Origin of the sequence: Vogesella mureinivorans (genome assembly GCF_007644035.1) — a bacterium.
Classification (GTDB): domain Bacteria; phylum Pseudomonadota; class Gammaproteobacteria; order Burkholderiales; family Chromobacteriaceae; genus Vogesella; species Vogesella mureinivorans.
Map to the genome: position 1 here is coordinate 99,333 of NZ_VMTV02000464.1, position 26,323 is coordinate 125,655.

23 protein-coding genes and 2 riboswitches are annotated in these 26,323 nt (G+C 64.4%); of the genes, 11 read left to right on the forward strand and 12 right to left on the reverse strand.

Annotated elements, in window-relative coordinates; all coding sequences use genetic code 11:
* Window positions 1–19: 19 nt before the first annotated feature.
* A riboswitch (guanidine-I (ykkC/yxkD leader) is annotated at window positions 20–159 on the reverse strand.
* Window positions 160–489: 330 nt separating this feature from the next.
* Window positions 490–584, forward strand: a riboswitch (TPP riboswitch).
* Window positions 585–639: 55 nt separating this feature from the next.
* From FLQ44_RS12090 to FLQ44_RS12100, 3 genes are all read left to right on the forward strand, one after another.
* Window positions 640–1,653 carry a thiamine ABC transporter substrate-binding protein gene (locus FLQ44_RS12090; protein ID WP_147694618.1) on the forward strand — a complete coding sequence of 338 codons (1,014 nt, stop codon included), beginning with the start codon at window positions 640–642 and terminating at the stop codon, window positions 1,651–1,653.
* A gap of 293 nt (window positions 1,654–1,946) precedes the next feature.
* A complete protein-coding gene (locus tag FLQ44_RS12095; RefSeq protein WP_147694569.1) occupies window positions 1,947–3,479 on the forward strand; it encodes an ABC transporter permease in 1,533 nt (510 codons plus the stop codon).
* Window positions 3,463–4,407 carry an ABC transporter ATP-binding protein gene (locus FLQ44_RS12100; RefSeq protein ID WP_147694570.1) on the forward strand — a complete coding sequence of 315 codons (945 nt, stop codon included), beginning with the start codon at window positions 3,463–3,465 and terminating at the stop codon, window positions 4,405–4,407. Before FLQ44_RS12095 ends, FLQ44_RS12100 begins: the two co-directional genes overlap by 17 nt.
* Here the strand turns inward: FLQ44_RS12100 and FLQ44_RS12105 are convergent.
* Entirely contained in the window at window positions 4,370–4,621 is a 252-nt protein-coding gene (locus FLQ44_RS12105) for a hypothetical protein (RefSeq protein ID WP_147694571.1), read from the reverse strand. The two genes, FLQ44_RS12100 and FLQ44_RS12105, sit on opposite strands and share 38 nt — an antisense overlap.
* 549 nt (window positions 4,622–5,170) lie before the next feature.
* Between FLQ44_RS12105 and FLQ44_RS12110 the strand changes: the two genes are divergently transcribed.
* On the forward strand, window positions 5,171–5,758 hold the full coding sequence (locus tag FLQ44_RS12110) for an SIS domain-containing protein (protein ID WP_147694572.1): 588 nt from the start codon (window positions 5,171–5,173) through the stop codon (window positions 5,756–5,758).
* 754 nt (window positions 5,759–6,512) lie between these two features.
* Complete coding sequence (locus FLQ44_RS12115) at window positions 6,513–8,207, forward strand: methyl-accepting chemotaxis protein (protein ID WP_147694573.1); 1,695 nt, start codon at window positions 6,513–6,515, stop codon at window positions 8,205–8,207.
* An 80-nt stretch (window positions 8,208–8,287) separates the two neighbouring features.
* On the opposite strand, the gene FLQ44_RS12120 is transcribed toward FLQ44_RS12115, so the two are convergent.
* Both FLQ44_RS12120 and FLQ44_RS12125 read right to left on the reverse strand, forming a co-directional pair.
* Complete coding sequence (locus FLQ44_RS12120; RefSeq protein WP_147694574.1) at window positions 8,288–8,764, reverse strand: YbaK/EbsC family protein; 477 nt, start codon at window positions 8,762–8,764, stop codon at window positions 8,288–8,290.
* Window positions 8,765–8,862: 98 nt separating this feature from the next.
* On the reverse strand, window positions 8,863–9,987 hold the full coding sequence (locus FLQ44_RS12125; RefSeq protein WP_147694575.1) for a methyl-accepting chemotaxis protein: 1,125 nt from the start codon (window positions 9,985–9,987) through the stop codon (window positions 8,863–8,865).
* 256 nt (window positions 9,988–10,243) lie between these two features.
* Here FLQ44_RS12125 and FLQ44_RS12130 point away from each other — a divergent pair, with 256 nt between their 5' ends.
* Together FLQ44_RS12130 and map are read left to right on the forward strand one after the other, a co-directional pair.
* Entirely contained in the window at window positions 10,244–10,474 is a 231-nt protein-coding gene (locus FLQ44_RS12130) for a ParD-like family protein (RefSeq protein WP_147694576.1), read from the forward strand.
* A complete protein-coding gene (gene map / locus FLQ44_RS12135) occupies window positions 10,474–11,268 on the forward strand; it encodes a type I methionyl aminopeptidase (RefSeq protein WP_147694577.1) in 795 nt (264 codons plus the stop codon). The genes FLQ44_RS12130 and map overlap by 1 nt, the downstream gene beginning before the upstream one ends.
* Window positions 11,269–11,351: 83 nt before the next feature.
* Here map and FLQ44_RS12140 read toward each other — a convergent pair whose 3' ends face one another.
* The 6 genes from FLQ44_RS12140 to hemP all read right to left on the reverse strand — a co-directional run bounded on the left by FLQ44_RS12140 (window position 11,352) and on the right by hemP (window position 17,305).
* Window positions 11,352–12,128, reverse strand: coding sequence for an ABC transporter ATP-binding protein (locus FLQ44_RS12140; RefSeq protein WP_147694578.1), 777 nt, complete (start codon window positions 12,126–12,128; stop codon window positions 11,352–11,354).
* Window positions 12,109–13,113, reverse strand: coding sequence for a FecCD family ABC transporter permease (locus FLQ44_RS12145; protein WP_147694579.1), 1,005 nt, complete (start codon window positions 13,111–13,113; stop codon window positions 12,109–12,111). The genes FLQ44_RS12140 and FLQ44_RS12145 overlap by 20 nt, the downstream gene beginning before the upstream one ends.
* A complete protein-coding gene (locus FLQ44_RS12150; protein ID WP_147694580.1) occupies window positions 13,110–13,913 on the reverse strand; it encodes a heme/hemin ABC transporter substrate-binding protein in 804 nt (267 codons plus the stop codon). The genes FLQ44_RS12145 and FLQ44_RS12150 overlap by 4 nt, the downstream gene beginning before the upstream one ends.
* Complete coding sequence (locus FLQ44_RS12155; RefSeq protein ID WP_147694581.1) at window positions 13,903–14,958, reverse strand: hemin-degrading factor; 1,056 nt, start codon at window positions 14,956–14,958, stop codon at window positions 13,903–13,905. Before FLQ44_RS12155 ends, FLQ44_RS12150 begins: the two co-directional genes overlap by 11 nt.
* Before the next feature lie 10 nt (window positions 14,959–14,968).
* Window positions 14,969–17,068, reverse strand: a complete 2,100-nt coding sequence (locus FLQ44_RS12160) for a TonB-dependent hemoglobin/transferrin/lactoferrin family receptor (RefSeq protein ID WP_147694582.1) — start codon at window positions 17,066–17,068, stop codon at window positions 14,969–14,971.
* Between the two features lie 66 nt (window positions 17,069–17,134).
* Complete coding sequence (hemP, locus tag FLQ44_RS12165; RefSeq protein ID WP_147694583.1) at window positions 17,135–17,305, reverse strand: hemin uptake protein HemP; 171 nt, start codon at window positions 17,303–17,305, stop codon at window positions 17,135–17,137.
* Window positions 17,306–17,517: 212 nt separating this feature from the next.
* Between hemP and FLQ44_RS12170 the strand changes: the two genes are divergently transcribed.
* Window positions 17,518–19,599, forward strand: a complete 2,082-nt coding sequence (locus tag FLQ44_RS12170) for a TonB-dependent siderophore receptor (RefSeq protein ID WP_147694584.1) — start codon at window positions 17,518–17,520, stop codon at window positions 19,597–19,599.
* A gap of 89 nt (window positions 19,600–19,688) precedes the next feature.
* Here FLQ44_RS12170 and FLQ44_RS12175 read toward each other — a convergent pair whose 3' ends face one another.
* The 3 genes from FLQ44_RS12175 to FLQ44_RS12185 all read right to left on the reverse strand — a co-directional run bounded on the left by FLQ44_RS12175 (window position 19,689) and on the right by FLQ44_RS12185 (window position 22,279).
* Window positions 19,689–20,888 carry an ammonium transporter gene (locus tag FLQ44_RS12175; RefSeq protein ID WP_147694585.1) on the reverse strand — a complete coding sequence of 400 codons (1,200 nt, stop codon included), beginning with the start codon at window positions 20,886–20,888 and terminating at the stop codon, window positions 19,689–19,691.
* 216 nt (window positions 20,889–21,104) lie between these two features.
* Window positions 21,105–21,728 (reverse strand): 4'-phosphopantetheinyl transferase family protein, encoded by a 624-nt coding sequence (locus FLQ44_RS12180; RefSeq protein ID WP_147694586.1) that lies wholly within the window; start codon window positions 21,726–21,728, stop codon window positions 21,105–21,107.
* A 74-nt stretch (window positions 21,729–21,802) separates the two neighbouring features.
* The gene (locus tag FLQ44_RS12185; RefSeq protein ID WP_147684131.1) at window positions 21,803–22,279 is read right to left on the reverse strand and encodes an Lrp/AsnC ligand binding domain-containing protein; all 477 of its coding nucleotides are present in this window, start codon (window positions 22,277–22,279) and stop codon (window positions 21,803–21,805) included.
* Window positions 22,280–22,459: 180 nt separating this feature from the next.
* On the opposite strand from FLQ44_RS12185, the gene FLQ44_RS12190 reads away from it, so the two are divergent.
* The 3 genes from FLQ44_RS12190 to FLQ44_RS12200 all read left to right on the forward strand — a co-directional run bounded on the left by FLQ44_RS12190 (window position 22,460) and on the right by FLQ44_RS12200 (window position 26,294).
* Window positions 22,460–23,779, forward strand: a complete 1,320-nt coding sequence (locus FLQ44_RS12190) for a D-amino acid dehydrogenase (RefSeq protein ID WP_338117480.1) — start codon at window positions 22,460–22,462, stop codon at window positions 23,777–23,779.
* A 7-nt stretch (window positions 23,780–23,786) separates the two neighbouring features.
* A complete protein-coding gene (alr, locus tag FLQ44_RS12195; protein ID WP_147694588.1) occupies window positions 23,787–24,854 on the forward strand; it encodes an alanine racemase in 1,068 nt (355 codons plus the stop codon).
* A gap of 261 nt (window positions 24,855–25,115) precedes the next feature.
* Window positions 25,116–26,294, forward strand: coding sequence for a GGDEF domain-containing protein (locus FLQ44_RS12200; RefSeq protein WP_147694589.1), 1,179 nt, complete (start codon window positions 25,116–25,118; stop codon window positions 26,292–26,294).
* Window positions 26,295–26,323: the final 29 nt, after the last annotated feature.

A 26,323-nucleotide genomic window follows, 5' to 3' on the forward strand; every position in this document is an offset into this window, starting at 1 on the left:
AGGACGCCTTTTCAAGCGAACCTCCCGGGCTTTTATCCCTCCGTGGAGCCATCGGAGCGTCCTGCCGCGGCCGCTCGCATGGCCGGCAGCTCTCGGACCAGACATCCACGCCACATCGATGCATTGATGCGGGGGACCGGAACCCTAGCTGCCATTCGAAAAGACGATACATGTCTCGTCCCTCTCGTTTGCCAATAAAGCAGGGATCGTGCCAGCGAAAAGTCGGTGCTTTTTTTTAACGAAAGGCGCCTCTGTAGCCGTTGGCGCTCCCTGTTTTGGTGCGGTGCGCCCCAGTTGTGTACTGCTTGGGCCTTGCCATGCGGGTAGCCGGCGTCAGCATGGCGGCCTGTCTTCGCTGCCGGCACCGGGTGAATACCGCCATGTCCGGCTGGGCTGGCGGGGCATCGGGTGGGCATGGCCGTACCGGCAGGGAGTGCGTACGTGAGGCCAGGGTGTTAACGAATGTGACACAAAGCTCTATACTCGCGGGTCGATCACCGGGGGTGCCTGCGCGTGCGGGCTGAGACATACCCCAGAACCTGATCTGGATAATGCCAGCGGAGGGAGCGTGATGGGTGTATGCCCGTGTCCCGCTTTCTTTTTTGGTTGCGTCATCACCAAAAGAGGATGTCTGAAATGTTGAAGAAGTCTGTACTGCTGCTGGCGCTAGCCGGCTTGTCCCTGTCTGCCCTGGCCGCCGAGCTGCGCGTGATGACGCACAGCTCGTTCAGCCTGCCCAAAGACCGTATTGCCGAATTCGAAAAGCAAAACGGCGTGAAGCTGTCCATCATCAAGGGCGGTGACGCCGGCGAGATGCTGAACAAGCTGATCCTGACCCGCGCCAACCCGATCGCCGACGTGGTGTACGGCATCGACAACACGCTGATCGCCAAAGCCAGCGCAGCCGGTATTCTGGCGCCTACCAGCAGCAAGGTTGGCCGCACCGAGAAAGACGCGGTGCTGCCGGGTGCCGTGGCCGTGGACTACGGCTATGTCACGCTGAACTACGACAAAGCCTGGTTTGCCAAGGCCAAGCTGCCGCTGCCGGCCACGCTGGACGACCTGGCCAAGCCGGCCTACAAAGACCTGCTGGTGGTAGAAAACCCGGCTACATCCAGTACCGGCCTGGCCTTTATGCTGGCTACCATCGCCGACCGTGGCGAAGACGGCGCCTTCAAATGGTGGGAAAAGGTGCGTGACAACGGCCTGAAAGTCAGCAAAGGCTGGAGCGAGGCCTACTACACCGACTTCAGCCGCAACGGCGGCAGCCGCCCCATCGTGGTGAGCTACGCCAGCAGCCCGGCAGCCGAGGTGTTCTACAGCAAGGAAAAAATCAGCGAATCGCCTACCGCCAACCTGCTGCTCAAAGGCGGCGTGTTCCTGCAGGTGGAGGGCGTGGCGCTACTGAAAGGCGGCAAAGAGCCGCAAGCGGCGCAGGCGTTTGTGGATTTCCTGCGTAGCGACGGCGTGCAAACCGGCCTGCAGACCAAAATGTGGATGTACCCGGCCGTGGCCGGTACCGTCATCGACCCGGTGTTTGCCCACGCGCAGAAACCGGCCAAGTTCAGCAACCCCAGCCTAGCCGCCATGAACAGCAAAACCGCCGCCTGGGTTAGCCGCTGGAACCGCCTGGTGGTGAAGCAGGCCAACTGATGTACCTGGCGCTTGCGGCCAACGTTGGCCGCCGTCGCGCGTAGCCAGGGCGCCTGCGGCGCCCTGGCACAGATGGACGACAAACCCTGTTTGCGGCGCAGACAGGGTTTGCCTTGTAAATAGCAAGGCTGCCGATGTAAGTAGCAGCATGGTGCGACCCTCGCATAGCTGGGGCCGGTATAGCCTTCGCTGCTACGCCGTCAGCAGCCGGCGCAAGGGCGCCTGCGGCGCCCTTGCGTCTTTGTACCACCACCGGCCCGATAACCCTCACCTCTCAACGCTGACCTTTGCCCATGAACCGCTACCGAACCCTGCCAGCCTTGTTGCCGCTGGCTTTCCTGCTGCTGATGGTGGCCGCGCCGCTGGCGCGCCTGCTGCAGGAAGGGCACGCCGGTTTCAACCTGGCGCTGCTGCAGGATAGCTACATCCAGTGGCGCTTGGCGTGGTCGCTAGGCCAGGCGCTGGCCACCTGCGCGCTGGCCTTGTTCATTGGCCTGCCGATGGCCTGGGTGCTGGCGCGCTTCGATTTTGCCGGCCGCCGCCTGCTGCTGCGGCTGCTCATGCTGCCCTTTGTCATGCCCACGCTGGTGGCCGGCATGGGCGTGCTGGCGCTGTTCGGCCCGCATGGTGTGGCCGGCATCAATCTGCAGGACACACCGTGGCTGCTGCTGTACGGCAACCTGTTTTACAACCTGCCGCTGCTGGTGCGCGCCGGGGTAGACGGGCTGGAGCAGGTACCGGCCAGCCGGCTGGCGGTGGCGCGCACGCTGGGCGCGTCGCCGTGGCGCACCTTCTGGCGGGTGGAATGGCCGGTGGTGCGGCCGTGGCTGGCGTCGGCGCTGTGCCTGGTGTTTCTGTACTGTTTTTCCGGCTTTGGCCTGGCGCTGCTGCTGGGCGGCCAGCGCTACGCCACGGTAGAGGTGGAGATCTACACCCTGGTGGCCTACGAGCTGAACCTGGCCGACGCCGGCGTGCTGGCCCTGCTGGCACTGGCTGTGGGTGCCTCGGTCGCGCTGGGCTACGCTGCGCTGGAACGCGGCCTGGCGCGCCCGCAGCGGCTGGCGCCCACCCTGCGCCAGCCGGCACAAGGTTGGCCGCAGCGCCTGCTGCTGGCGGCTGCGCTGGCGGTACTGGCGCTGTGCTGCCTGCTGCCGCTGCTGGCGATTGCGTGGCGTGCACTGCAGGCCGACGCGGCAGTGTGGGCCATGCTGGCCACGCCCGAGGTGGCCGATGCGCTGGCCAACACGCTGCGCTTTGCCAGCGCCGCGCTGGGGCTGTCGCTGCTGCTGGGCCTGTGCCACGGCTGGGCGGCGCAGCGCTGGCTGGCTTTGCGGGCGCTGGTGTTTTTGCCGTTCATGGTGTCGCCGGTGTGTCTGGCTTTCGGCCTGTTGTTGCTGTACCCGCAGTACAGCGCCAGCGTGTGGCTGCTGATTGCCGCCTACGCCTTGCTGGCTTACCCCTTTGTGGCCAAGGGCGTGCTGTCGGCCGCCGCCGCGCTGCCGCCGCAGCTGCCGCAGGCGGCGCGTACGCTGGGGGCTACACCGTGGCGCAGTTTTTACCGTGTCAGCCTGCCGCTGATGCGCCCGGCGCTGCGCCGTGGCCTGGCCTTTGCCGCCGCCACGGCGGTGGGCGAGTTTGCCGTCAGCCTGTTTCTGTCGCGGCCGGAGTGGGCCACGCTCACTACGCTGATCTACCAGCACCTGGGGCGCCCCGGTGCGGCCAACCTGCAGCTGGCGCTGTTATTGTCTTGTCTGTTGATGCTGTTTGCCCTGCTGGCCTTTGTGGCCATCGAGTGGCCGGAGAAAAACCATGCTCGAGCTGATTGACCTGACCCTGTCCTACGCCAAACGCACCGTGCTGCAAGGCGTTAGCCTGCAGGTGGCCGCCGGCGAAACGCTGGCGCTACTGGGGCCATCCGGCGAGGGTAAATCCAGCTTGCTGGCGCTGGTAGCCGGCCTGCAGCGGCCGGACGCCGGGCGTGTGCAGCTGGCCGGGCAGGACATCACCCGGCTGCCGCCGGAGCAACGCCACATCGCCATGATGTTTCAGGACCACGCGCTGTTTCCGCACCTGGACGCCGCGGCCAACGTGGCGTTTGGCCTGGTAGAACGCGGCGCTGGCAAGCAGGCCGCACGCCAGCAAGCGTTGCACATGCTGGACGCGGTAGGGCTGGGCGGGCGTGGCGAAGCGGCCGTGCACACGCTGTCTGGCGGCGAGCGCCAGCGCGTGGCCCTGGCGCGGGCGCTGGTGTGCCAGCCGCGCCTGCTGCTGCTGGACGAGCCGTTTTCCAGCCTGGATACCCACCTGAAGCAGCAGCTGCTGGCCGACGTGCGCCGCCATCTGGTGGCCTTGCAGGTGCCGGCGCTGCTGGTCACGCATGACCGCCACGAGGCCTTTGCGCTGGCGCAGCGCGTGGCCATTTTGCAAGCCGGGCGCATCGTGCAGCAGGGCACGCCGCAGGCCATTTTGCAGGCGCCGGCCAGCGCCTGGGTGGCGCGTTTTGTCGGCCTCGATAACGTGTTTGATGACCACGCCATCCCGCCACAGGCCTTTGTACTGGGTGCCGGCCAGCCACGGCGCGATATCGTGGCCGCCCAGGCACAGGCCGATGGCTGGCGCGTCACCGTAGCGGGCGACGGCGGCCAACCCTGGCAGCTGCTGCTGGGCGTGCGCGAGCTGGCCGGGCAGGGCGCACCGCAGCCAGGCCAGCAGCTGGCTATCGGGCTGGATCGCCGCCAGCTGCTGCGCTGGTAGTGTCGTGCCGGGCCCAGAAGGTGAGTTTGGCGCTGTCTGGGGCGATGAGCGCCAGGTAGGCCAGGCAGGCTTCGTGCTGCATAAAACGCTGGCAGATGACCTCGGCACTGGCGCGGCTGTCCGCCAGCACCATGTCGGCCCACAGGCCGTCGTCGCCCTGTAGCAAGGCGTGCTCGATAAAGCCGGGCTGCTGCAGCAGAAACTGCTGGCGCATGTGCTGGCTGGCCGCCAGCAGTTGATTGGGTGTTAGAGCCTGTTCAAGGTCTTTTAGCGACTGCGCTGGCCCGGCAAAGGGTCAGATGCCAGGCGGACGCTGCCGGCCTTGGTCATTCCAAGGCCAAAGCGGCCAACGCCGCAGATGGCGGTTTGCCAGGCCAGCCCTGCGGGGCCGGTTGCTGCCGGCGCATCGCGGTGTCGAAGCGCCCTGGCAGTGAATGACACTGCCAGGGCACCTCTCCTAGCGCTGCATCCGGCAGTCACCGGCCGCAGCCGTGAAAAGACTTTGAACAGGCTCTTATGCCATCGGCGGCGCGGAAGGTGGCAAACTCACAGCCGGCAAACGGCAGGGCAGGGTGGGTCATGGCAAGGCTCCGGAAAAGGCCGCAATACGCGGCCTGTGTAGCCAGCATGCAGCACGGTCTTGCCAGCGTACTGTCAGCAGTGTTTTCGCCTTGTGGCCATTTTGTGTTCAGATGAAGGGTGAAGCCAGCGCCAAGCGCAGGTAAAATGCCGCATCAACCCGCTATACAGAACGACGTCGCCTATGAAACCGCATATTGTTGCCACCCTTACCGAAGCCCGCAGCGCGCTGGATGCCCTGCTGTCCAACCCGCAGGCGCTGTCTGCCATCGAGGCAGCCGGCGATGCGCTGGTGAACGCCTTCAACCAGGGGCGGCGCGTGTTCAGCTGCGGCAACGGCGGCTCCATGTGCGACGCCATGCACTTTGCCGAAGAGCTGTCCGGCCGCTACCGCAACGACCGCCGCGCTTTGCCTGCGGCCAGCATCAGCGATCCCAGCCACATCAGCTGCGTGGGCAACGACTACGGCTACGAAGCCATCTTCTCGCGCTACCTGGAAGCACACGCCGGCGCCGGCGACGTGCTGCTGGCCATCAGCACCAGCGGTACCAGCAAGAACATCCTGGCCGCGGTAAAAGCCGCCAAGGAGCGCGGCATGGTGGTGGTGGCGCTCACCGGCCGCCCCGGCTCGGTGATCGGCGGCCTGGCCGATATCGATGTGTGCACCCCCGGCGGCCAGTACGCCGACCGCGTGCAGGAGCTGCACATCAAGGTGATTCATATCCTGATCGAATCGGTAGAGCGCGCACTGTTTCCGGCCAACTACGCCTGAGCCGGCCAGCCGCGAGCCAAGCCCGCCCCTGTGGCTAATGCCAGTCAGTTAACGCTGACTGGCATTTTTTTGGCTGGCGGTTTGTTGCGTTACAGCGGCTTGCGAGTCCGCTATGCGGACAATGCTTAAATGCCGGTTCCGCCCGGCAGACGGGAAAGGGGGCGGATTGCCGCCCCCTTTTCTATCGCTGAGCAAATCTAAAGATTTGCACGCAGACCCCGCAACCCGGGGCTGCTCGAAACCCCGGCCAAAATGGCACGCCCCAGGCGCCGCCGAACTCGCCCCTTGCTAACGGCTCGGGGCTCAAACAAATCGGCGTCTTAAAACCTGGGGCGCACCATTTTGACCGGCTCGCGCCAACGGGATGGGGCGCTTCACTGACACCCTCCCGCTTGATGGCCAAGCATATTCGCTTAACTGACTGGCATTAGCCCCTGTGGCGGTTTTTTTGCGCCGGCAGCATGCTTTTGGCGTATTTTGTCCCCTGCTGGCGATGCGCGTGATTGGCATGCTATTGGTTTTGGATTGGTATTTTATGTTTCGCGTGGCAAAGTGCTGGCACAAGCTGCCGCACATCGGGTTTTGCAGCCTGGCCGGTAGCAGGCTACTGCGGTTTTCCGGCGTGCCGGCCTGCTAGGTAGAAATACCTATAGCGCATGTTTGCGATTGACGGCCTTCACGCAGGGCGCTACATATCAATAAGTTTAATTTGCAAAATACCGTTGCAAAACTTATCGAAATTAGGAGCGTTGCCATGCTGCCTGCCCTGACTATCGGCCAGCGACTGACCGTGCTGGTGATTGTGTTAATCGCCATTGCCATGACGCTGGGTGGCTATGGCATGCATACCCAGTCGGCCATTTTGCAGGATTTTTCAAGCACTTATAACGACAGGGTGGTGCCGCTGCAGCAGCTGAAAAAAGTCAGCGATGGCTACGCGGTAAGCATCGTGGACGCGGCGCACAAAGTGCACGCGGGGGCGATGGACAAGGCCACCTTCCTGAAAGAATTGGATGCGGCGCGTGGCACCATCAGCCGCGAGTGGCACGCTTACCGTTCTACCTACCTGACCGACCAGGAGCTGGCGCTGGCCGGCCAGGCCGAGCAGGCCATGAAGCGTGCAGATGGCGCGGTGGACGAGCTGCGCCGCCTGGTAGAGGCGGGCGACGAAGCGCCGCTACTGGTATTCAATAACAAGCAGCTCTATCCGGCGCTGGACCCGGTATCCGGCAGCATCTCGGCGCTGATTGACCTGCAGCTGAAAGTCGCCGCCCAGGAATACACCGAGGCCGAAGCCAGCGCCAATTTCAGCGCCCGCCTGTCTGCCATGTTGATGGTGGCCGGCGTGCTGTTTGGCGCACTGCTGGCCTGGCAGATCATCCGTAACCTGCTGGCGCAGCTGGGCGGCGAGCCCAAGGATGTGGTGGCGCTGGCGCAGCGCATTGCCAAGGGCGACCTGAGCCAGAAGCTGCAGATTCGTGCGGGTGACAGCAGCAGTGTGGTGGCGTCCATGGGCGCGATGCAAAGCGGGCTGATTGCACTGGTGCGCAACCTGGAAAGCATCATCGCCCGCCTGAGCGTGAACGCCAGCGAGCTGGCGGCGGCGTCGGAGCAGGTGGCAGTGAGCACCGAGGAGCAAACCCGCGCGGCAGCGGCCATGTCGGCGTCGGTGGAGCAGCTGTCGGTGAGCATCAGCTCGGTCAGCGACAATGCGCGTGATGTGTCGGTAGACGCCAAAGCGTCCGGCACCCTGGCGCGGGATGGCGAGCGCATCATCGATCACACCCTGCGTACCATCAACACCGTGGCTGATATGGCGCGCGGCTCGCAGCAGCAGGCCGACATGCTGGGCGCCAAATCGCAGCAGATTTCCAATGTGATACAGGTGATCCGCGATGTGGCCGAGCAAACCAACCTGCTGGCGCTGAATGCAGCTATCGAGGCGGCGCGTGCCGGCGAGCAGGGGCGTGGCTTTGCCGTGGTGGCCGACGAGGTGCGCAAGCTATCGGAACGCACCGCGTCGTCCACGGCCGAGATCAGCCTGATCATCAACGAGATGGTCAGCAGCAGCCAGCAAGTGGTGAAAACCATTCACGATACGGTGGATGAAATGGACGCCGGCCTGCAGCAAACCCTGCAGGCGCGCGAGGCGGTAAGCGGCATTAGCGGCAATATGGCGCGTATCAATGACTCGGTAGCGGCTATTTCGATTGCGCTGGCCGAGCAGCAGTCGGCCAGCGGCATGGTGGCCAGTAATGTCGAGCAGGTAGCGCAGATGTCGGAAGAAACCAGCACCGCCGCCGTACAGACCGCCAGCTCGGCCGAGCAGATGGAGCAGATGGCGCACGAGCTGAAAGCCACCATCGACTTTTTCAACCTGCCGCAGCCCGGGCAGAGCCGCGGTGGTGACGGCATGCAGCAGGTGGGGGTGGCGGTGCCGGCGGCATAAGTATTGCGGCCAACCTTGTTACCTCAATACCAAGCCCTGCCGGCAGCGTCGGCAGGGCTTTGGCGTGCTGGCCGCCCGTGTCAGGCCTCGGCGGTTTGTGCCTGGCAGGCATCCACCCATTGGCCGTCTACAATCTGTGCCAGCAGCGCCGGGCGGATGCGTACTGCGGTATGCACATCCCCCGCGGCGGGTAGCACCTCGTCAAAGTCTTGCAGCGAGACATCGATATACACCGGCAGTGGCGTAGCCAGGCCAAACGGGCAAACGCCGCCTACCGGGTGGCCGGTCAGCGCTTGCACGTCTTCGGCGGGCAGCATGCGCCCCTTGCCGAAAGCCGCCTTGAATTTCTTGTTGTCGATGCGGGCGTCGCCGCGCGCCACCAGCAGGATGGTGCGCTCGTCGGCCAGGCGAAACGCCAGTGTCTTGGCAATGCGCCCCGGTTCCACGCCGTGCGCTGCTGCGGCCAACGCTACCGTCGCGGTGCTGGTTTCCAGTTCGATAATGTCGATCGCCAAACCGCTGGCGGCAAAGAAGTCACGGACAGATTGCAGGCTCATGCTGGGCTCTTTCGTTAAAAAAGCCATTATCGGCTAGTGGCGGCACCATGCAAACGGGCAGCTGTACGCTGCCCGTGACGGTGGTGGGGTACAGCAGCCTAACCGCGTGCGATATCGCCCAGCTTGTCCGAGATATCTTGCGAGGTGGCGGCCTGTTCTTCGCTGGCCTCGGCAATCTGCACCACGAAATCGCGCATCTGGTTTACCTCCTGCACGATTTTTTCCAGTGCTGCCTCGGCACGCTGGAAGTCGCTTTCTGTTGCAGCCACCTGCTGGCGGCCCTGCTCGATGGCGGAGACGTTTTGCTGCACGTCCTGCTGGATTTCCTTGATCATGCCACCAATTTGCTGGGTGGCGGCGGTGGTGCGCTCTGCCAGCTTGCGCACCTCGTCTGCCACCACGGCAAAGCCGCGGCCCATTTCACCGGCGCGGGCCGCCTCGATGGCCGCATTCAGCGCCAGCAGGTTGGTCTGGTCGGCAATGTCCTTGATCACGTTCACGATCTGGCCAATGGCCTCGGAGCGCTGCCCCAGCGAGGTCAGGCTGTCTGCCGTGCTGCGTACCATATTGGCCACGGTTTTCATGCTCTGGCTGGTCTCGTCCACAATGGAGACCCCTTGCCGGCTTTCGCGCAGCATCACTTCTGCCGATTCGGATGCCGACGCCGTCTGCACCGCCACGTTTTCGATGGTGGCGCTCATGGCCTGCATGTTCAGCGAAATCTCGCCCACGCGCTCTTCCAGAAACTGGCGGCGGCTGGCGGTTTCTGTGGCCAGTTTTTCCGCCATCACATTGGCGCTGACATCGCGAAAGCTGGCCATGAAGCACAGCAGCTCGCGGCTATTGCCCTGGCGCCAGATGGGGAAAACTTTTGTCTCGAAGGTGATATTGCCTACCGGGATCATGGCCTTGTGCACGTCTAGCTTGCCGCTGGCCAGGTCTTGCAGAATGGCGCGGATGCGGTCTGGCGAGACGTGAAACTGGTGGATGGAGTGCTGGTAGGCTTTGTCTACGTCTACCCCGGGGCGAAACTTCTGGTTCATGGCCGAGCGGTGCTGCGCCAGGGTGTCACGCGCCGTCTTGTTCATGTAGATGATGGTGTTTTCCGGCGTGGTGTCGGCCAGCATGATCAGGTTGTCTACGCAATCCAGCATCTGGCGCAGCTGGTTGATTTCTTCATCTTGGGCGGTGCTGGCTTGCTGGCGTTTGATAAAACCGAACATGGTTGTCTCCCTGGTGTGTCTGGTGCAGCACTTTTATTGATAGCTTCTATGTAGCACGTTGCAGGTTTCTTTGTCTGCCATCGTGACAAACAGAGGTATTCCTATCGATTTCGTTGTGGTGCTTGAAATACAGCGTCACTTTTTAAATAAGCAATATGACTAAGGCCGTGCCATTACCCTTGCCAGCAAGACTGGTCAACGCTCGTTACCGGCTGTTAATATACGAAGCATATATAAACCGTATAACGAGGTGGCCATGGGTATCGTCAAGATTTCCGAACAGATGCACGAGACCTTGCGCCAGACCAGCGGGGCGCTTAGCCGCTCCATCAATGCCCAGGCCGAGCACTGGCTGCGGGTGGGCATGCTGGCCGAGCTCAACCCCAAGCTGAGCTATAGCGATATTTGCCAGCTGCTGATTCGCGCCGAGGCCGGCGAGCGTCTGCCGGGTATTGCCTTGCCACCTACCACGCAGGAGCACGCCTGATGGCGAACCAACGACAAGTAGTATTACGCAACGCCGAAGAAATCGCCCTGTCGCGCCGCGCCGGTGCGCTGGCCGCCGAGCTGTTGCAGATGATCGGCCCGCACGTTCAGCCCGGTGTGACCACCGACGAGCTGGACCGCCTGTGCCGCGAGTACATCATTAATGTGCAGCAGGCCAAGCCGGCCAACATCGGCTACCACGGCTACCCCAAAACCATCTGCGCCTCGGTAAACCACGTGATTTGCCATGGCATCCCCAACGATAAAAAACTGCAGGATGGTGACATCGTCAATATCGACGTGGCGGTGATCAAGGATGGCTGGTACGGCGACAGTAGCCGCATGTACTACGTGGGCACGCCGTCGCCGCTGGCCAAGCGTTTGGTGGACACCACCTACGAGGCCATGTGTGCCGGCATCCGCGCCGTGCGCCCTGGCGCGCGCCTGGGCGACGTGGGCCACGCTATCCAGCAGGTGGCGCTGCGCGAGGGCTTTAGCGTGGTGCGCGAGTACTGCGGCCACGGCATTGGCACCGTGTACCACACCGAGCCGGAAGTGCTGCACTACGGCCGCCCCGGCACCGGCCTGACGCTGGCGCCCGGCATGATCTTTACCATCGAGCCGATGATCAACGCCGGCAAAGCCGACATCCGCCAGCTGGCCGACGGCTGGACCGTGGTGACCAAAGACCGCTCGCTGTCGGCGCAGTGGGAGCATATGGTGGTGGTGACCGAAGACGGCTACGACGTGCTGACGCGCTGGCCGGAAGGCGTGGGCAGCTACGCGCCAATCTGACGCTGTTTGCCGTACACGCCAAAGCCCCTGTCACAAGACAGGGGCTTTTGTTTTAACGCTGGGGCTAAAGCGTGCGGCGCGGCTCAGGCCACCGCGCCATGGCCGTGTACGTCCAGCTGCCAGCGGCCGGTGGCCGCCTGGCGTTCGGCCCGGATCGGCCAGCGGTACACCTGGCTGAGCAGGTCGCCGTGCAGTAGCGCGTCGGGCGTGCCTTGTGCGACCAGCTGGCCGTCTGCCACCAGTAGCAGCCAGTCGGCGTAGTTGGCCGCCAGTTGCAGCTCGTGCAGCACGCACACCAGCGTACGCCCCTGTTGCGCCAGCTGCTGCAGCTGGCGCAGCAGTAGCTGCTGATGGCGGATGTCCAGATGGTTGCACGGCTCGTCCAGCAGCATCAGCGGGGTGTCCTGCGCCAGCGCCCGCGCAATGGCGGCGCGCTGGCGCTCGCCGCCGGACAGCGTGGCCAGCCGCTGCCCGGCCAGGCCTTGCAGCGCCATGCTGCCTAGTGCCTGCGCCACGGCCTGCTGGTCGGCCACGCTGCTGCGCCCCAGCCAGCCCAGCTGCGGGCGGCGGCCCAGCATCACGTAGTCGGCCACGCACAGCGGGCTGTCGGCGCCTTCGTGCTGGCCTACCCACGCCAGCGGGCGCGGCTGGCCAGCGCGCAGCGGCTGCCCCAGGCTGTGGCCGTGGCAGTGGCCATGAAAACCGGCCAGCGCGCGCAGCAGCGTGGTTTTGCCGGCGCCGTTGGGGCCGATGATGGCGCACAGGCTGCCGGCGGGGATGTGCAGCTGGCGGGCGCTAAACAGGCAGCGGCTGCCCGCGTGCACGGCGATGTGGTCTAGCTCAAAGGCGGGGGCGGTCATGACGGCCTCCTTGCAGGCGGCGGAACAGCCATATAAAGAACACCGGCCCGGCAAAGGCCGCCATCACACCGGCCGGCAGGTCTACCGGGTAGGCCAGCTCGCGGCCCAGGGTGTCGATCAACAGCAGGAACAGAGCCCCCACCCAGGCCGACCACAGCATCAGCTGGCGTCGCGTACCGCCGCCCAGCAGCGCAATGGCGTTGGGCACCATCATGCCGACAAAGCCGATAATGCCGGACAGCGTCACCGCGCCGCCGGCCAGCAGCGCCGCCCCCACGGCGGTAAGGGTGCGCGTGCGGCCAACGTGCACGCCCAGCGAGCGCGCGGTGTCGTCGCCCAGCAGCAGGCAGTCCAGGTCGCGTGCTACCAGCAACAGCGTGGCCGCGCCCAGCGCCATCACTGGCAGTACGTAGCCGTGCTCGGCAAAGCGTGCCTCGGCCAGGCTGCCGGACAGCCAGCTCATGGCGCCGCGCAGCGTCAGGTCGTCGGACAGGAACAGCAGCAGGCTGACGATGGCGCCGCAGCAGGCACCCACTACCACGCCGATGATCAGCAGCCCGGCCTGGCCGCCTTGCAGCAGGCGGTTCAGTAGCAGGATCAGCGCGGTAACGGCCAGGCCGCCGCCAAACGCCGCCAGTGGCACGCTCAGGCCGCCGATGCCCAGCGCGATCACGGCGATCACCCCCAGCGCGGCGCCGGACGAGGTGCCGATCAGCCCCGGGTCGGCCAGCGGGTTGCGAAACAGTGCCTGCAGCGCTGCGCCGCTCATGGCCAGTGCCGCGCCCACCAGCAGCGCGTTGGCGATGCGCGGCAGGCGCAGCTGCCGCACGATGGGGTCGTGCCAGTCTGGCGCCTGCCATTGCCCGGCGCCAAAGCCGGCCAGTAGCCAGATCAGCGCCAGCCCGCCCAGTGCGGCCAACCCTAAGCCTGCCCCCGGCAAGCGCGGCCAGGCGGGCAGGGCACCCAGTGTGCGGCTGCTGCTCATGAGGCCAGCGCCCGCAGTTTTTGCACCGTGGCCGGGCTGGCTACGCCCAGGCGCAGGAAGTCCGCCGCTGGCCAGGCCTCCACGCGGCCTGCTTTTACCGCCGGGCTGGCGGCCAGCTCCGGCCGGGCTTTCAGCGCGGCCAGGCTGCCGAATACCGGCGCGTTGTGTGCCGCTACGATCACCACATCCGGCGCGGCGCGCAGCCAGGCCTCTGGTGTCATTGGCAAAAAGCCCTGCACATCGGCCGCGGCGTTCACTGCGCCAGCGGCGCGGATGATGGCGTCGCCCGCGGTGCCGCTACCGGCCACCAGCCGGCCGTCGTAGCTGAACAGCACACGCTTGCCCTTGCCGCTGCGTGGTTGCAGCGCCTGCAGCCAGCTGCCGGCCAGCTGCTCGGCACGCCCGGTCTGCCCCAGCGCCTGGCCTACCTGGCGGATGCCGTCGGCAAAGGCGGCCGGGTCTTCGCTGTGGCGGATGCGGCCAACCTTTAGCCCCAGCGCCTGCAGCTGGTCGTAGATGGCTGGCGGCTGCGCCTGGTCGCTGCCCAGTATCAGATCGGGTTTGCTGGCCAGCACCGGCTGCGGCGTTAGCGCGCGCGAGCTGCCGATCTCGGGCACACGGGCCAGCTGCGGCTGGCGCGCCAGCTTGTCGCGGCCTACCAGCAGGTGCTGCGCGTTTAGCGCCAGCACGATTTCGGCTACGTCGGCGGTGAGCGCCACTACGCGGGGCTGTGCCGGTGCGGCGGCCAGCGCGGGGGCCATGGCCAGCGCCAGCAGTAGCGGCAGGTGTTTACGCCACATGTTCGGCCCCTTTGCGTGGCAGGTGTTTGGCCAGATCGCGCCAGCCGGCCAGCTCCGGCTCGCCCTCGATACGCTGGCCAAAGAAGCTGACAATGCTGTGGCCGTGGGCGTCGAACGCCTCGATGGCGGTGATGATGCCGTCGCGGGTAGGGCGGCGTACCAGCCAGATCTCGTGCAGCTGGCTGTCTTGCAGGTGCAGGTTGAAGCCGGGGTCGAGGATGTTCAGCCACTCGCCGATACGCTGCACGCGCTGGATGGCACCGCTGTGGATCTGCACCATGCCGCGGTTGCCGACAAACACCATGATGGGCAGCGCGCTGTCGGCGGCGCGGCGCAGCAGGGCGTCTACCGCGTCGCCGGCCAGCTGCCATGCGTGGCCTGCCGGCGCGTGGCGGAAGGCTTGCTGGCGGGTGAGGCCGTGCTTGCGCAGCAGGCCGTGGAAGTGGTGTACATCCTGCAGCGCCAGCCAGGCGTCGGCAAAGCCGGCGGCGTCGAAGCCATCTGGCAGCGGCTGGCTGGCCGGCGCGGCTTCGGTATGGCTGCTATCGAATAGCGGCGTGCTGTGCGCGTCGGCAAACTCGGCCACCAGCGCCTGCCAGGCGGGCACGGCGCTATCGTCTTTCAGGTACAGCTTGTGGATGGCGTGGCCGGCGGCGTCGTAAAACTGCAGCGAGCGCAGCGTGCCGCGCGGGCTGGCTTGTTCGGCGGCGTAGGCGTGTACCCAGTGCGCGGGAAATAGCCGCAGGTCCAGCGCGCCCGGGTTCAGCACCAGGCCCACTTTGTCGGATAGCGTCAGGTTGTCGTAGCGGCCGTCTTTTTCGTGCACGGCCAGCGCGTTGCGGGTGATGGCCTTGAGCGTGCCCAGTGCTGCCAGGCGCGGCAGCAGGGCGGGCAGCTTGCAGCGCAGGCGGGTGCTGCCGGGCAGGCAGGCCAGCAGCTGGGCCTCGCTCACGCCTAGCGCGGCGGCGGCGTCACGCTGGCGCAGGTGAGTTTGTTCGGCTTTCAGTGCGTCGTAGCGCTGCAGCAGGGTAAGGGGGGCGTTCATGTCTGTCCTTTCAGAAGCGGGTTTCCAGGCTGGCGCTCACACTGCGGCCGGCCTGGGCGTAGAAGTCGACAGCGCTGCCGGTGAGGCTTTTCACGTCGGCCCACTGCCAGTATTTTTTGTCGCCCACGTTGTGCACGGTGGCGCGCAGCGTGGTGTGCTTGGCCAGCTTCAGCCAGCCGCCCACGTCCAGCGTGGCGTAGCCGGGGGCTTTGAACTGGCTGGCGCTGGCAGCGCGGGTTTTGGCGGCCACCATGGTCAGCAGGGCATCGCTGCCCCATTGCCCCTGCTGGTAATGCGCGCCGAGCGTGGCTTTCAGCGGATCGATGCTGTTGAGCGGCGTGCCGGTTTTGCGGTTGCTGCCGTGCGCCCAGGCCAGGCTGCCGTCCAGCTGCAGGGCATGGCTGGCCTGCCAGCCGGCGCGGGCTTCCACGCCGTGGGTTTGTACGCTGTCCAGGTTCTGGTACTGGAAGATGCCGCGTGGCGAGGCGCTGTCGGCACCCAGCGTGACGGTGTCGATGAAGTGGTTGTAGCGGTTATAGAAGGTGGTAAGTTGGCCGCTGATGCTGCCTTGCTGGTACTTGCTGCCCAGCTCGATACCACGCGAGGTTTCCGATTTCAGGCTGGCGTTGGGGATGATGCGGTAGCCAGCCTGCGCGTTGTTGAAGGTCATGAACGAGCTATCGAACGGCGGCGCGCGAAAGCCGGTGCTGAGGTTAGCAAAACCGGTGAGCCCGCTGGCCAGCGGCAGGCTCAGGCCCAGCCGTGGCGACCAGGCGCTGTCTTCAAAGCGGCTTACCGGCACCGCGCCGCCGCTGCTGGCCTGATAGATGGCGTCGCTTTGCGGCGTCATGGTGTAGCGGTCGTAGCGCAGCGCCGGGGTAAGGGTAAGGCTGCCCAGGCGGAACTGGTCTTGTACGAACAGCCCCAGGCGCTCGCTGCGGTTATCGGGGAAGGTTTTGCTGCTGGTGGTGGTGCTGCCGCTGGTGCTGCGGGTCAGGCGGCTGGTCTCTGTGCGGGTGGCTTCCACGCCGGCCAGCACGCGGTGTTCGCCCAGGCGCCATTCCAGCTGGCCGTCCAGCCCGCTGATGTCCTGGTCGAAGCGGTGGTTTTCGTAGCGGGTGCCGGTGTTGCGTACCTCTACCGCCTTGTCTTCATTGCGCAGTGTTTGCTGGTATAGCTTGAGGTTGGCCGCAGCCAGGCTACCGTCGCCCTGGTAGCGGTATTCGGCGCTGTAGCGCTGGCGGCGGGTGTCGTCGTCGCTGTCGCGGTCGCGCACGGTATAGCCGGTGGCGGCGCCACGGGCGCTGAGCAGCTCGGTCTGGCGCTGGCGGTCGAAGCTTTCCACGCCCAGCAGCAGCTGGTGCGGGCCGTCCTGGCCTAGCGCTACCTTGGCCAGCACGTTGCGGGTGTCGGTGAGCTGCGGGTCGGCCACGGTGCGCTGGCCGCCTTCTATGTCGCGGCTGGCCGGGGTGTCCAGCGCATGCGCGCGGCGCTGGGTCAGCATCAGCAGCGCGGCGGTGTTGTCGCCAGCGGCGGCCACACTGGCGGTGCTGGCGCTGCCGTGGCGGGCGCCATCGTACGATTGCTTCAGGCCAAAGTGCAGCGGCTTGTCACGGTCGACGAAGTCGGCGGGCTCGAAGGTGTGCTGGCTGATCACGCCGCCAATGGCGTCGCTACCGAACAGTGCCGACGCCGGGCCCTTGATGATGTCGATCTGGCGCAGGGTGTCCGGCTCTACCAGGTCGCGGCCGGAGATGGCGCCGCTGCCGCTCATATAGGCTTCGGGCAGGCGGGTGCCGTCTACCTGCATCAGGATGCGGTTGGTTTCGATGCCGCGTATGGTTACGCCGGCATTGCCGCGCCGGCCCTGGTCGCCCGGCACCGATACGCCGGGCTCCTGCGCTAGCAGGCTGTCCAGGTCGCTGGCGTGCTGGCGGTCCAGCTGTTTGCGGCCAACTGCCGAGATATTCGGCGCGGTATCAGCCAGCTGCTCGCTGATGCGGTTGGCGGTGACCGTGGTGGTTTCCAGCACGGTGGGGGTGTCGGCAAAAACAGGCAGGGCCACTGTCGTCAGACAGATGCCCGCCAGGGTAATACGATCCTTGGACACGGATCTTCTCCTGTATGCGTGGCACCGTGGCTGGCGATGGCTGGCTCGGTGGGGTGGGTTGCGGTGTTACTTCACCAGTATCAGTTTGTCGTTTTGCGTCAGTTGCAGGCGGTAGTACTCGCCACGGTGGCAGATCAGCAGCTGGCGGTCGCGCGCAAACAGGGTGCGCGTATCCAGTACCGTGTAGGGCTGCTTGTCGGCGGCGGTTTGCGGCCGCGGTGCGGGTGCTTGCGTCATGATGTCACCTCCTTTGATGATAATAATTCCTATTTGCTTTTGTGGCAACGGTCGCATGCAGGCACAAAGCTGCCACGTTTTGGCATGGCCAACGCAGCGAAGCCGCGTGTTTGTGGTGGCAGGGCTGGATTGTTGCAATGCGGTAAACCCGAATTGACGGCATTTGCGCGGGTTATTGATAATATTGATAACTATTATCAACAAGGAAAATCATGTCTTTGCCCCGTCAGGTTTGTGTTCCCGTGCTGCTGCTGGCCCCGTTGGCGGCACTGGCTGCCGATGAAGCCACGCTGGACACCGTTACCGTCACGGCCAGCCCGGCTGCCGCTACCGATGGCTACCAGCCCGGCCGCAGTGCCGTGGCCGGCCGCGAGCAGGATGTGCTGGCCATTCCGCGTGCGGTGCAGCAGGTCAGTGCCCAGCAAATCCGCGATAAGCAGGCGCAAAGCCTGGCCGACGTAGTGACTAGCGTGAGCGGCGTACAGGAAACCAATACCCTGGCTGGTTTGCAGGACAGTTTTACCCGGCGCGGTTTTGGCGAGCGCAACGACGGCAGCGTGCTGCGTGATGGTGCGCGCTCTTTCCTGATGAAGAATTTCGATGCCACTACCGAGTCGGTAGAGGTACTCAAAGGGCCCGCATCCTTGCTGTACGGTATCCAGGAGCCGGGCGGCGTGATCAACGTCATCAGCAAAAAGCCGCAGTTCACCCGGCAGGGCAGCATCAGCGTGCAGGCCAGCAGCTTTGGCGGCACCGACAGCACGCTGGACCTGACCGGCCCGCTAGGCGAGGGCAACCTGGCCTACCGGCTAGTGGCCCAGTACCAGGACAACGACTACTGGCGCAATTTCGGCAGCATCCGCCGCAGCATGGTGGCGCCATCGCTGCTGTGGGACGACGGCGATAACCGCCTGTTGCTGGCTTACCAGTACACCGATTTCCTGCAGCCATGGGACCGCGGCACTGTCTTCAGCGGTGGCCAGGCTATCCGGGTGGCGCGCGAAACCCGGCTGGGCGACGTGCTGGACCAGGCCGAAGGCACCACCCAGTCGGCCAGCGCGGTATACACCCGCCAGCTGGACGAGCGCTGGCAGTGGAGAACGCAGCTGTCGTGGAGCGACATCCAGTACAGCAACTACGAGACGCGCGTTACCGCCTTCAATGCCGGCACCGGTGCGCTGACCCGCCGTCTGGATGGCAATGTGGTGCACAACCGCCAGGCCGGGCTCAGTAGCCAGCTCTACGGCGATATCACGCTGTGGGGCCAGACGCATAATCTGACAGCCGGCATCGATCTGACCCGCTCGCAGGAGGCGCGCGAGAATACCTATCGCGGCAATGCCGGCAGCCAGACGCAGCTCAATGCGTACACGCCGGTTTACGGCCGGGTATCGCTGGCCAATACGGCACTGAGCACCAGCGTGAGCGATAACCGCAGCGACATCGACACCCGATCGCTGCTGCTGATGGACGACTGGGCGCTGACGCCACGGCTGAGCACCAGCGTGGGGCTGCGCTACCAGCACTACCACCAGGAAGACGGCGTGGGCCGCCCGTACGCGGTGACCTCGCGCGCCAGTGGCAGCACCAGCCTGCCGCAGCTGGCCGTGCTGTACAAGCTGACTCCGTCGCTGTCGGCGTATGGCAGCTACAGCGAATCGTTCGAGCCCAATGCCGCCAGCGACAGCAGCAGCTTTGCCCCGGAAACCGGCCAGGCCTACGAGGCGGGGCTGAAATGGGGTGGTGCCGGGCTGGGTGCCACGCTGGCCGTGTTCGACATGCAAAAGCGCAACGTACTGGTAACCGAAAACAACGTGAGCAGCGCCATCGGTAAGGTGCGCTCGCAAGGCGTGGAGCTGGATGTGTCCGGTGCGCTCAGCCGCCGCTTATCCGCCGCGCTGGCGCTGGCCTACACCGATGCCGTGGTGAAGGAGGATGCCGCAGCCTACGTAGGCAAGCAGCTGTACAACGTGGCCCGCCATAGTGGCAGCGCCTCGTTGGCCTACGATCTGGGGGTGGACAGTTTCGGTAACGCCTGGCGTACCGGCGGCGGCGTGCGCTACGTCGGCGAGCGTCAGGGCGACCGCGCCAACAGTTTCACCCTGCCGGCCTACACCGTGGCCGACCTGTTTGTCGGCTGGCAAACCCGCTTGCAGGGGCGCAAGCTGGACATTCAGGCCAACCTGAAAAACGTGTTCGACAAGACCTACTACACCTCCACTGCCGGCAGCAACCTCACCGTCCGGGTGGGCGATCCGCGCGAGCTGCTGGTGAAGGCGTCGCTGGCGTTCTGAGGTAGCAACACACCATAAAGAAACCGCCCGTCCGGCAGCGCCGGCGGGCGGTTTTTGATGGAGTCGGACGCGGTGCCCTGCGGCCAACCTTACCAGTTGCTTTCGCGCTCTGGCGTGGCGGTAATCTGGTGGATGGACAGGTCGGCGCCATTGAACTCTTCTTCTTCCGACAAACGAATGCCCACGGTTTTCTTCAGCACGCCGTACACGATATAGCCACCGCCAAAGCCCACGGCCACGCCGCCAGCGGTGCCGGCCAGCTGCGACAGTAGCGTCACGCCGCCGGCTCCGCCCAGCGCTTCCAGGCCAAAGATACCGGCAGCAATGCCGCCCCATGCGCCGCACAGGCCGTGCAGCGGCCATACGCCCAGTACGTCGTCGATCTTCCAGCGGTTTTGTGTGAGGGTGAACAGCCACACAAACATGGCACCGGCCACGCCACCTACGACCAGTGCGCCAATCGGGTGCATGATGTCGGAGCCGGCGCATACGGCCACCAGGCCGGCCAGTGGGCCGTTATGGATAAAGCCCGGGTCGTTCTTGCCCAGCCACATCGCGGTCAGCGTGCCGCCTACCATGGCCATCAGCGAGTTCATCGCTACCAGGCCCGAGATACCGGCTACTTTTTGCGCGCTCATCACGTTAAAGCCGAACCAGCCCACAATCAGGATCCACGCGCCCAGCGCCAGGAAGGGGATGGACGACGGCGGGTGGGCGGCTACGCGGCCTTCCTTGGTGTAGCGGCCACGGCGTGCGCCCAGGTGCAGTACGGCAGCCAGGCCGATCCAGCCGCCTACGGCGTGTACCACCACCGAGCCGGCAAAATCGTGAAACGGTGCGCCCAGGTTGGCCGCCAGCCAGTCTTGTACGCCAAAGTGGCCGTTCCAGGCAATGCCTTCAAAAAACGGGTACACCAGGCCCACCAGCAGGAAGGTTGCAGCCGACTGCGGGTGGAATTTGGCGCGCTCGGCAATACCGCCAGACACGATGGCGGGGATGGCGGCGGCGAAGGTCAGCAGGAAGAAAAACTTCACCAGCTCGTAGCCGTTGGCTTGGCTGATGTGCTGTACATCGGCCAGAAAGTTCACGCCGTAGGCGATGCTGTAGCCGATGAAAAAGTAGGCAATGGTAGAGACGGCAAAGTCGGTCAGGATCTTGACCAGTGCATTGACCTGGTTTTTCTTGCGCACGGTGCCCAGCTCCAGAAAGGCAAAGCCGGCGTGCATGGCCAGGATCATCACGGCGCCCAGCAGCAGAAACAGTACGTCGTTAGGGGTAGTGGCAGGCATCTCTTGCTCCCTGATGGATATTATGGTGCAGAGTGAGCAATAACAGTGCCAGATGACCGTTTTAGGTGCGCAGCAGTAAAGAAGCCAGTGTGGTTAGCTGGCTATGCGTTTGGCGTGATGGGCTTTGGTGCAATTCGGCTGCAAGTGTTTGGTGCAGATACCTTTTTATGCACCGTTATTGTGCTGGTGTGCACCGGTATGGTTGGCCGTAGCAGGCTAGCTTTGCCCCTGGTAGCCGGGCCAGCGTTGCAAGCTAACGCGCTGGGCCGGCTGGCCAGCGTACTGCAGCTTGCAGTCCAGCGGCGTGGGTGCGCTGATGGCCAGCAGCAGGCCCTGTTCCGGTAGCGCCAAGTGGGCGGCGTAGTGGTCTAGCTGGTGGATATGGCGGGTTTCTGCGGGTGTTTCCCAGCGGCGGCCGTGGTATTTGCCCAGCGCCTCTTTCAGTGTCCATACCGCCCAGAATGGTTCGCCGGGCAAGGTAATGACTGGCTGTGCGGCCAACCATGCCGACTCATCTGCAGCCAGCAGCTCGCCCAGTGCGGCGGGCGCGGGGGCCGTGGTTTGCTCCAGGTCCAGGCCCAGCGGGCGGCATACCGATACCGCCGCGGCGACCCACGGCCCGCTATGGCTGATGGACAGGCCCAATGGGGCGGGGGCGCCTTCCAGCAGCAGACAGGGTGGCTTATCGCTATCCATGGCGAAGTGGCGCAGCGGCAGCGACATCAGCTGCGAGGCAGCCTGTAGCGCCAGCTGGCGGCCCAGGCTTTTCAGGGCTTCGCGCTGTGCCTGCGTATCGTCTGGCAGCGCTGGCAGTCGGTCCAGCAGGATCAGGGTATTCATTGCGGGTGGGTGGATACGGTTGTCATGGTCGGCAGCTTAGCAGGAAGCACGGATAAGTCACGTAACAATGCGCCCTAGCTATCCAGATTCAGTAGCCAGCTTTCCTTGACTTCTTCCATCACCACATAGCTGCGCGATTCGTTGGCCTGCGGCAGTTTCAGCAGGATATCGCCCAGGATCTTGCGGTACATGGACATGTCCGGCAGGCGCACCTTTAATAAATAGTCGTACTCACCGGATACCAGGTGGCACTCCATGATGTCCGGCAGCTTTTGTACCTCGCGGCGAAAGGCGTCGAAGATATCGCCGGACTTGGCCGACAGCTTGATCTCCACAAATACCAGCAGGCTGGCACCTAGCGCTTGCGGGTTCAGGCGCGCGTGGTAGCCCTCGATCACGCCCTCGCGCTCTAGCCGGCGCACGCGTTCGGTACACGGCGTGGTGGACAGGCCGACTTTTTCCGCCAGCTCGGTCATGGCAATGCGGGCGTTGGCCTGCAAGTGCTGCAGGATTTTGATGTCCAGTTTGTCCAGCTGGCGCGTTTTGTCCATGGTGCGTTGCGGTTTCACTATTTATGCCTTTTTTTGCAGTGGTATCAACTGGCTGTTTATTAAATATAAGTGAAAAAAACTGCGTTTTAATCAATATACTACGCAAATTCACTGAGCGGCAAAAGCCGCCGATTGCACACACAACAGGACAGCCGCGCTGTCCTGTTTCAACAGGGTAGCCTGGAGGTAAACATGAAAGTCATCGTTCTTGGTGGTGGGGTTATCGGTATTTCCACGGCATGGTATCTGGCCAAATCCGGCGTTGACGTGACCGTGGTGGAGCGTCAGCCCGGCCCGGCGCTGGAAACCAGCTTTGCCAATGCCGGCCAGATCTCCCCAGGCTACGCCGCACCGTGGGCTGCGCCTGGCATCCCGGCCAAAGCGATGAAATGGCTGTTCCAGAAGCACGCCCCGCTGGCTATCCGCGTGGACGGCAGCACCTACCAGTGGGAATGGATGGCGCGCATGTTCGCCAACTGCAACCCGCAGGCATACAACGTGAACAAAGGCCGCATGATGCGCCTGGCCGAGTACAGCCGCGACAAGATCCGCGAGCTGAAAGCCGAAACCGGCCTGGGCTTTGAAGGCCGCGAAGGCGGCACGCTGCAGCTGTTCCGCAGCCAGCAGCAGGTGGATGCCATGGGCAAGGACATCGAAGTGCTGAAAGAGTGCGGCGTGGCCTACGAAGTGCTGGACGCCGACGGCTGCGCCCGCATCGAGCCGGCACTGAAAAAGACCAAGCACAAGCTGAAAGGCGGCCTGCGCCTGCCGAACGACGATACCGGCGACTGCCAGATGTTCACCACCCGCCTGGCCGAGATGTGCGCCGGCCTGGGCGTGAAGTTCCTGTGGGGCAAGAGCATCGACAGCATCCAGACCTACGGCGATAAAGTCACCGGCGTGGTGGTGGAAGGTGAGCTGCTGAGCGCTGATCACTATGTTATCGCCACCGGCAGCTACTCGCGCGAGATGGTCAAGGCCATTGGTATCGACATTCCGGTGTACCCGGTAAAAGGCTACTCGCTGACCGTGCCCATCACCAATGCCAAAGGCGCGCCGGTTTCCACCGTGCTGGACGAGACCTACAAGATCGCCATCACCCGCTTTGACAACCGCATCCGCGTCGGCGGCATGGCCGAGCTGGCCGGTTTCGACCTGAGCCTGAACCCGAAACGCCGCGCCACGCTGGAAATGGTGGTCACCGACCTGTACCCGGACGGCGGCGACGTATCGCGTGCCGAGTTCTGGACCGGCCTGCGCCCGATGACCCCGGACGGCACGCCGATTATCGGCGGCACCCGCTACAGCAACCTGTCGCTGAACACCGGCCACGGCACGCTGGGCTGGACGATGTGCGCCGGTTCCGGCAAGGTGCTGGCCGACCTGATCACCGGCACGCAGCCGGAAATCCTGGTAGACGGCCTGTCGATGCAGCGTTACGCCAAACAAGGCGAAACCCTGGTGGTGCCGATGTTCCAGCCTGCTGCGGCCAAAGCCTGAGACTGCCATGCGCCCATTGATTGCATCGATCCGCCTGGATCATTTCCGACATAACTACCTGCTGGCGCGCCAGCAGCACGGTGGCCGCGCGCTGGCCGTGGTAAAAGCCAATGCCTACGGCCACGGCGCGGTGCGCTGCGCCCAGGCGGTAGCCGACGTGGCCGACGGCTACGCCGTAGCGTGCCTGGAAGAAGCGCTGCAGCTGCGCGCTGCCGGCATTCGCCTGCCCATCCTGCTGCTGGAAGGCGTTTTTGAGCAGGCCGAGCTGGCCGAGGTGCAGGCGCACGACCTGTGGCTGGTGGTGCAAAACCGCGAGCAGCTGGCCATGCTGTTGGCCGCACCGGCGGGCAAACCGTACCGCGTGTGGCTGAAGATGGATTCCGGCATGCACCGCGCCGGTTTCTTCCCGGCTGATTACGCGGCGGCTTATCGCGAACTGGAACAGAGCGGCAAGGTAGACGCCATCGTCAAGATGACGCACTTTGCCCGCGCCGACGAGCCGGGCTGCCCGGCGACCGACGCGCAGATCGCGGCCTTCGATGCCGCCACCGTCGGCCTGGGCGGCGACACCAGCCTGGCCAACTCGGCCGGCATCATGATCCACGCCGATGCGCACCGTGACTGGGGCCGCCCCGGCATCATGCTGTACGGCGCCACGCCACTGCCGGCCGGCCATGCGGCCAACGTTGGCCTGAAGGCGGTGATGCAGCTGACCACGCGTATTTTTGGCGTGCGCGAGCTGGGTGCGGGCGAGCCGGTGGGCTACGGCGCATCGTTCCATACCGAGCGGCCAACCCGTGTGGGCCTGATGGCCTGCGGCTACGCCGACGGCTACCCGCGCCTGGCCTCCACCGGCAGCCCGGTGCGTATCGACGGCACGCCCAGCCGCGTGATCGGCCGCGTGTCGATGGACATGATGACGGTAGACCTGACCGATATTCCGCAGGCGGGTGTCGGTAGCACCGTGGAGCTGTGGGGCGACAACATCAGCGTGAACGATGTGGCGGCGCACGCCGGCACCATTGGCTACGAAGTGTTGTGCAATGTGAAGCGAGCACATTTCCACTACGAATAAGGCATAGCCATGGCATGGAAGTGCAGGATGTTGCGCTTTTCGTGCTGCATAAAACCCCCTTGGCAGTCATGGTAAGGGGGTTTTTTCATGCTGGCAGGACTGCTTGCACCGGGTATTCGGGGCATGGTGCTGCCATTCAAGCCTGCAAGTCGGCAGAAAATGGCTATCCATATGGCAAATATCGGCTACCTTGATTTTTAGCAAACTATCGAATCAGTATATTTTTGATAATGTCACAATATCGATAATGCTAGGGATGTGATGGGCCGACTGTCTGTGCTGTTCTGGGTAAAAGTATTGGGCTTATTGCCAGGCGAAGTTGGCCACGGTGATGCCGGCAGCTTGCTGTCGCCGCATCGGCATATGCCGTTGCTGGCCAGCCGCCGCGCCCACATGCTGCTGAACCGCGTACGCCTGTTTGCCTGCCTGTTTTCCATCCTCACGCCCTTGTGGATTGTGGTGGACCTCTACACGCTGCCATCGCCGCTTTCCTGGCAGCTGGCTGGCCTGCGCATAGTGGCCACTGTCGCCTTTGTCAGCCTTACCCGTGCATTACGCCCCGATGGCCGCCTGCTGCACGCGTGGCGTGGCATGGCCATGCTGTTTGCTATCCCATCGCTGTTTTATCTGTTTTCCCACCTGCTGCTTAGCCACTACGCGCTGGTAGGGGTGTCCGGCATTATCAGCGCCGGCTATACCTTTTTGCCCTTTGTATTGCTGGCCGGGCTGGCGATTTTTCCGCTTACGCTGCTGGAGTGTCTGGCGTTTGCGCTGCCCGCGCTGTTGGCGCATTTGTTATCCGGCTATCTGCAGTGGTCCGCCATGGTGCCGCCGGTATTCTGGGGCGCTTTCTGGCTGCAGGTGCTGATTGCCGGGGTGTCGGCGCTGGCCTGTACCACCCAGCTGGCTTTCATGATGGCGCTGGTACAGCAAGCCGTGCGCGACCCGCTTACCGGCGTGTTTTCGCGCCGCAGCGCAGAAGAAATGCTGGAGCTACTAGCCGTACAAGCCCAGCGTAGCGGCATGCCGCTGGCGGTGGTGTTTATCGACCTGGATCATTTCAAAACCATCAACGACAACTTTGGCCACGCCGCCGGCGACCAGACGCTGAAAAGGTTGGCCGCAGACCTGGCGCAGCAGCTGCGTAAAAGCGACATCTTGTGCCGCTGGGGCGGCGAGGAGTTCTTGTTGCTGCTGCCGCAAACCACGCTGCCGCAGGCGCGGCTGGTGTTGCGCCGCGTGCGCCGCCGTGGCCTGGGCCTGCGCCCGGATGGCCAGCCGCTCACTGCCAGCATGGGCGTGGCCGAATGGCATGAAGACGACGCCGCAGACTGGCCGGCGCTGTTGGCACTGGCCGATACGCGCATGTACCAGGCCAAACAGCAGGGCCGTAACCGGGTGATATATGGCGACGAGCCTGCATTGCCTAGGGCGGGTTAGCGGGTTGCCGCGGGGTTAAATGGTGCTTT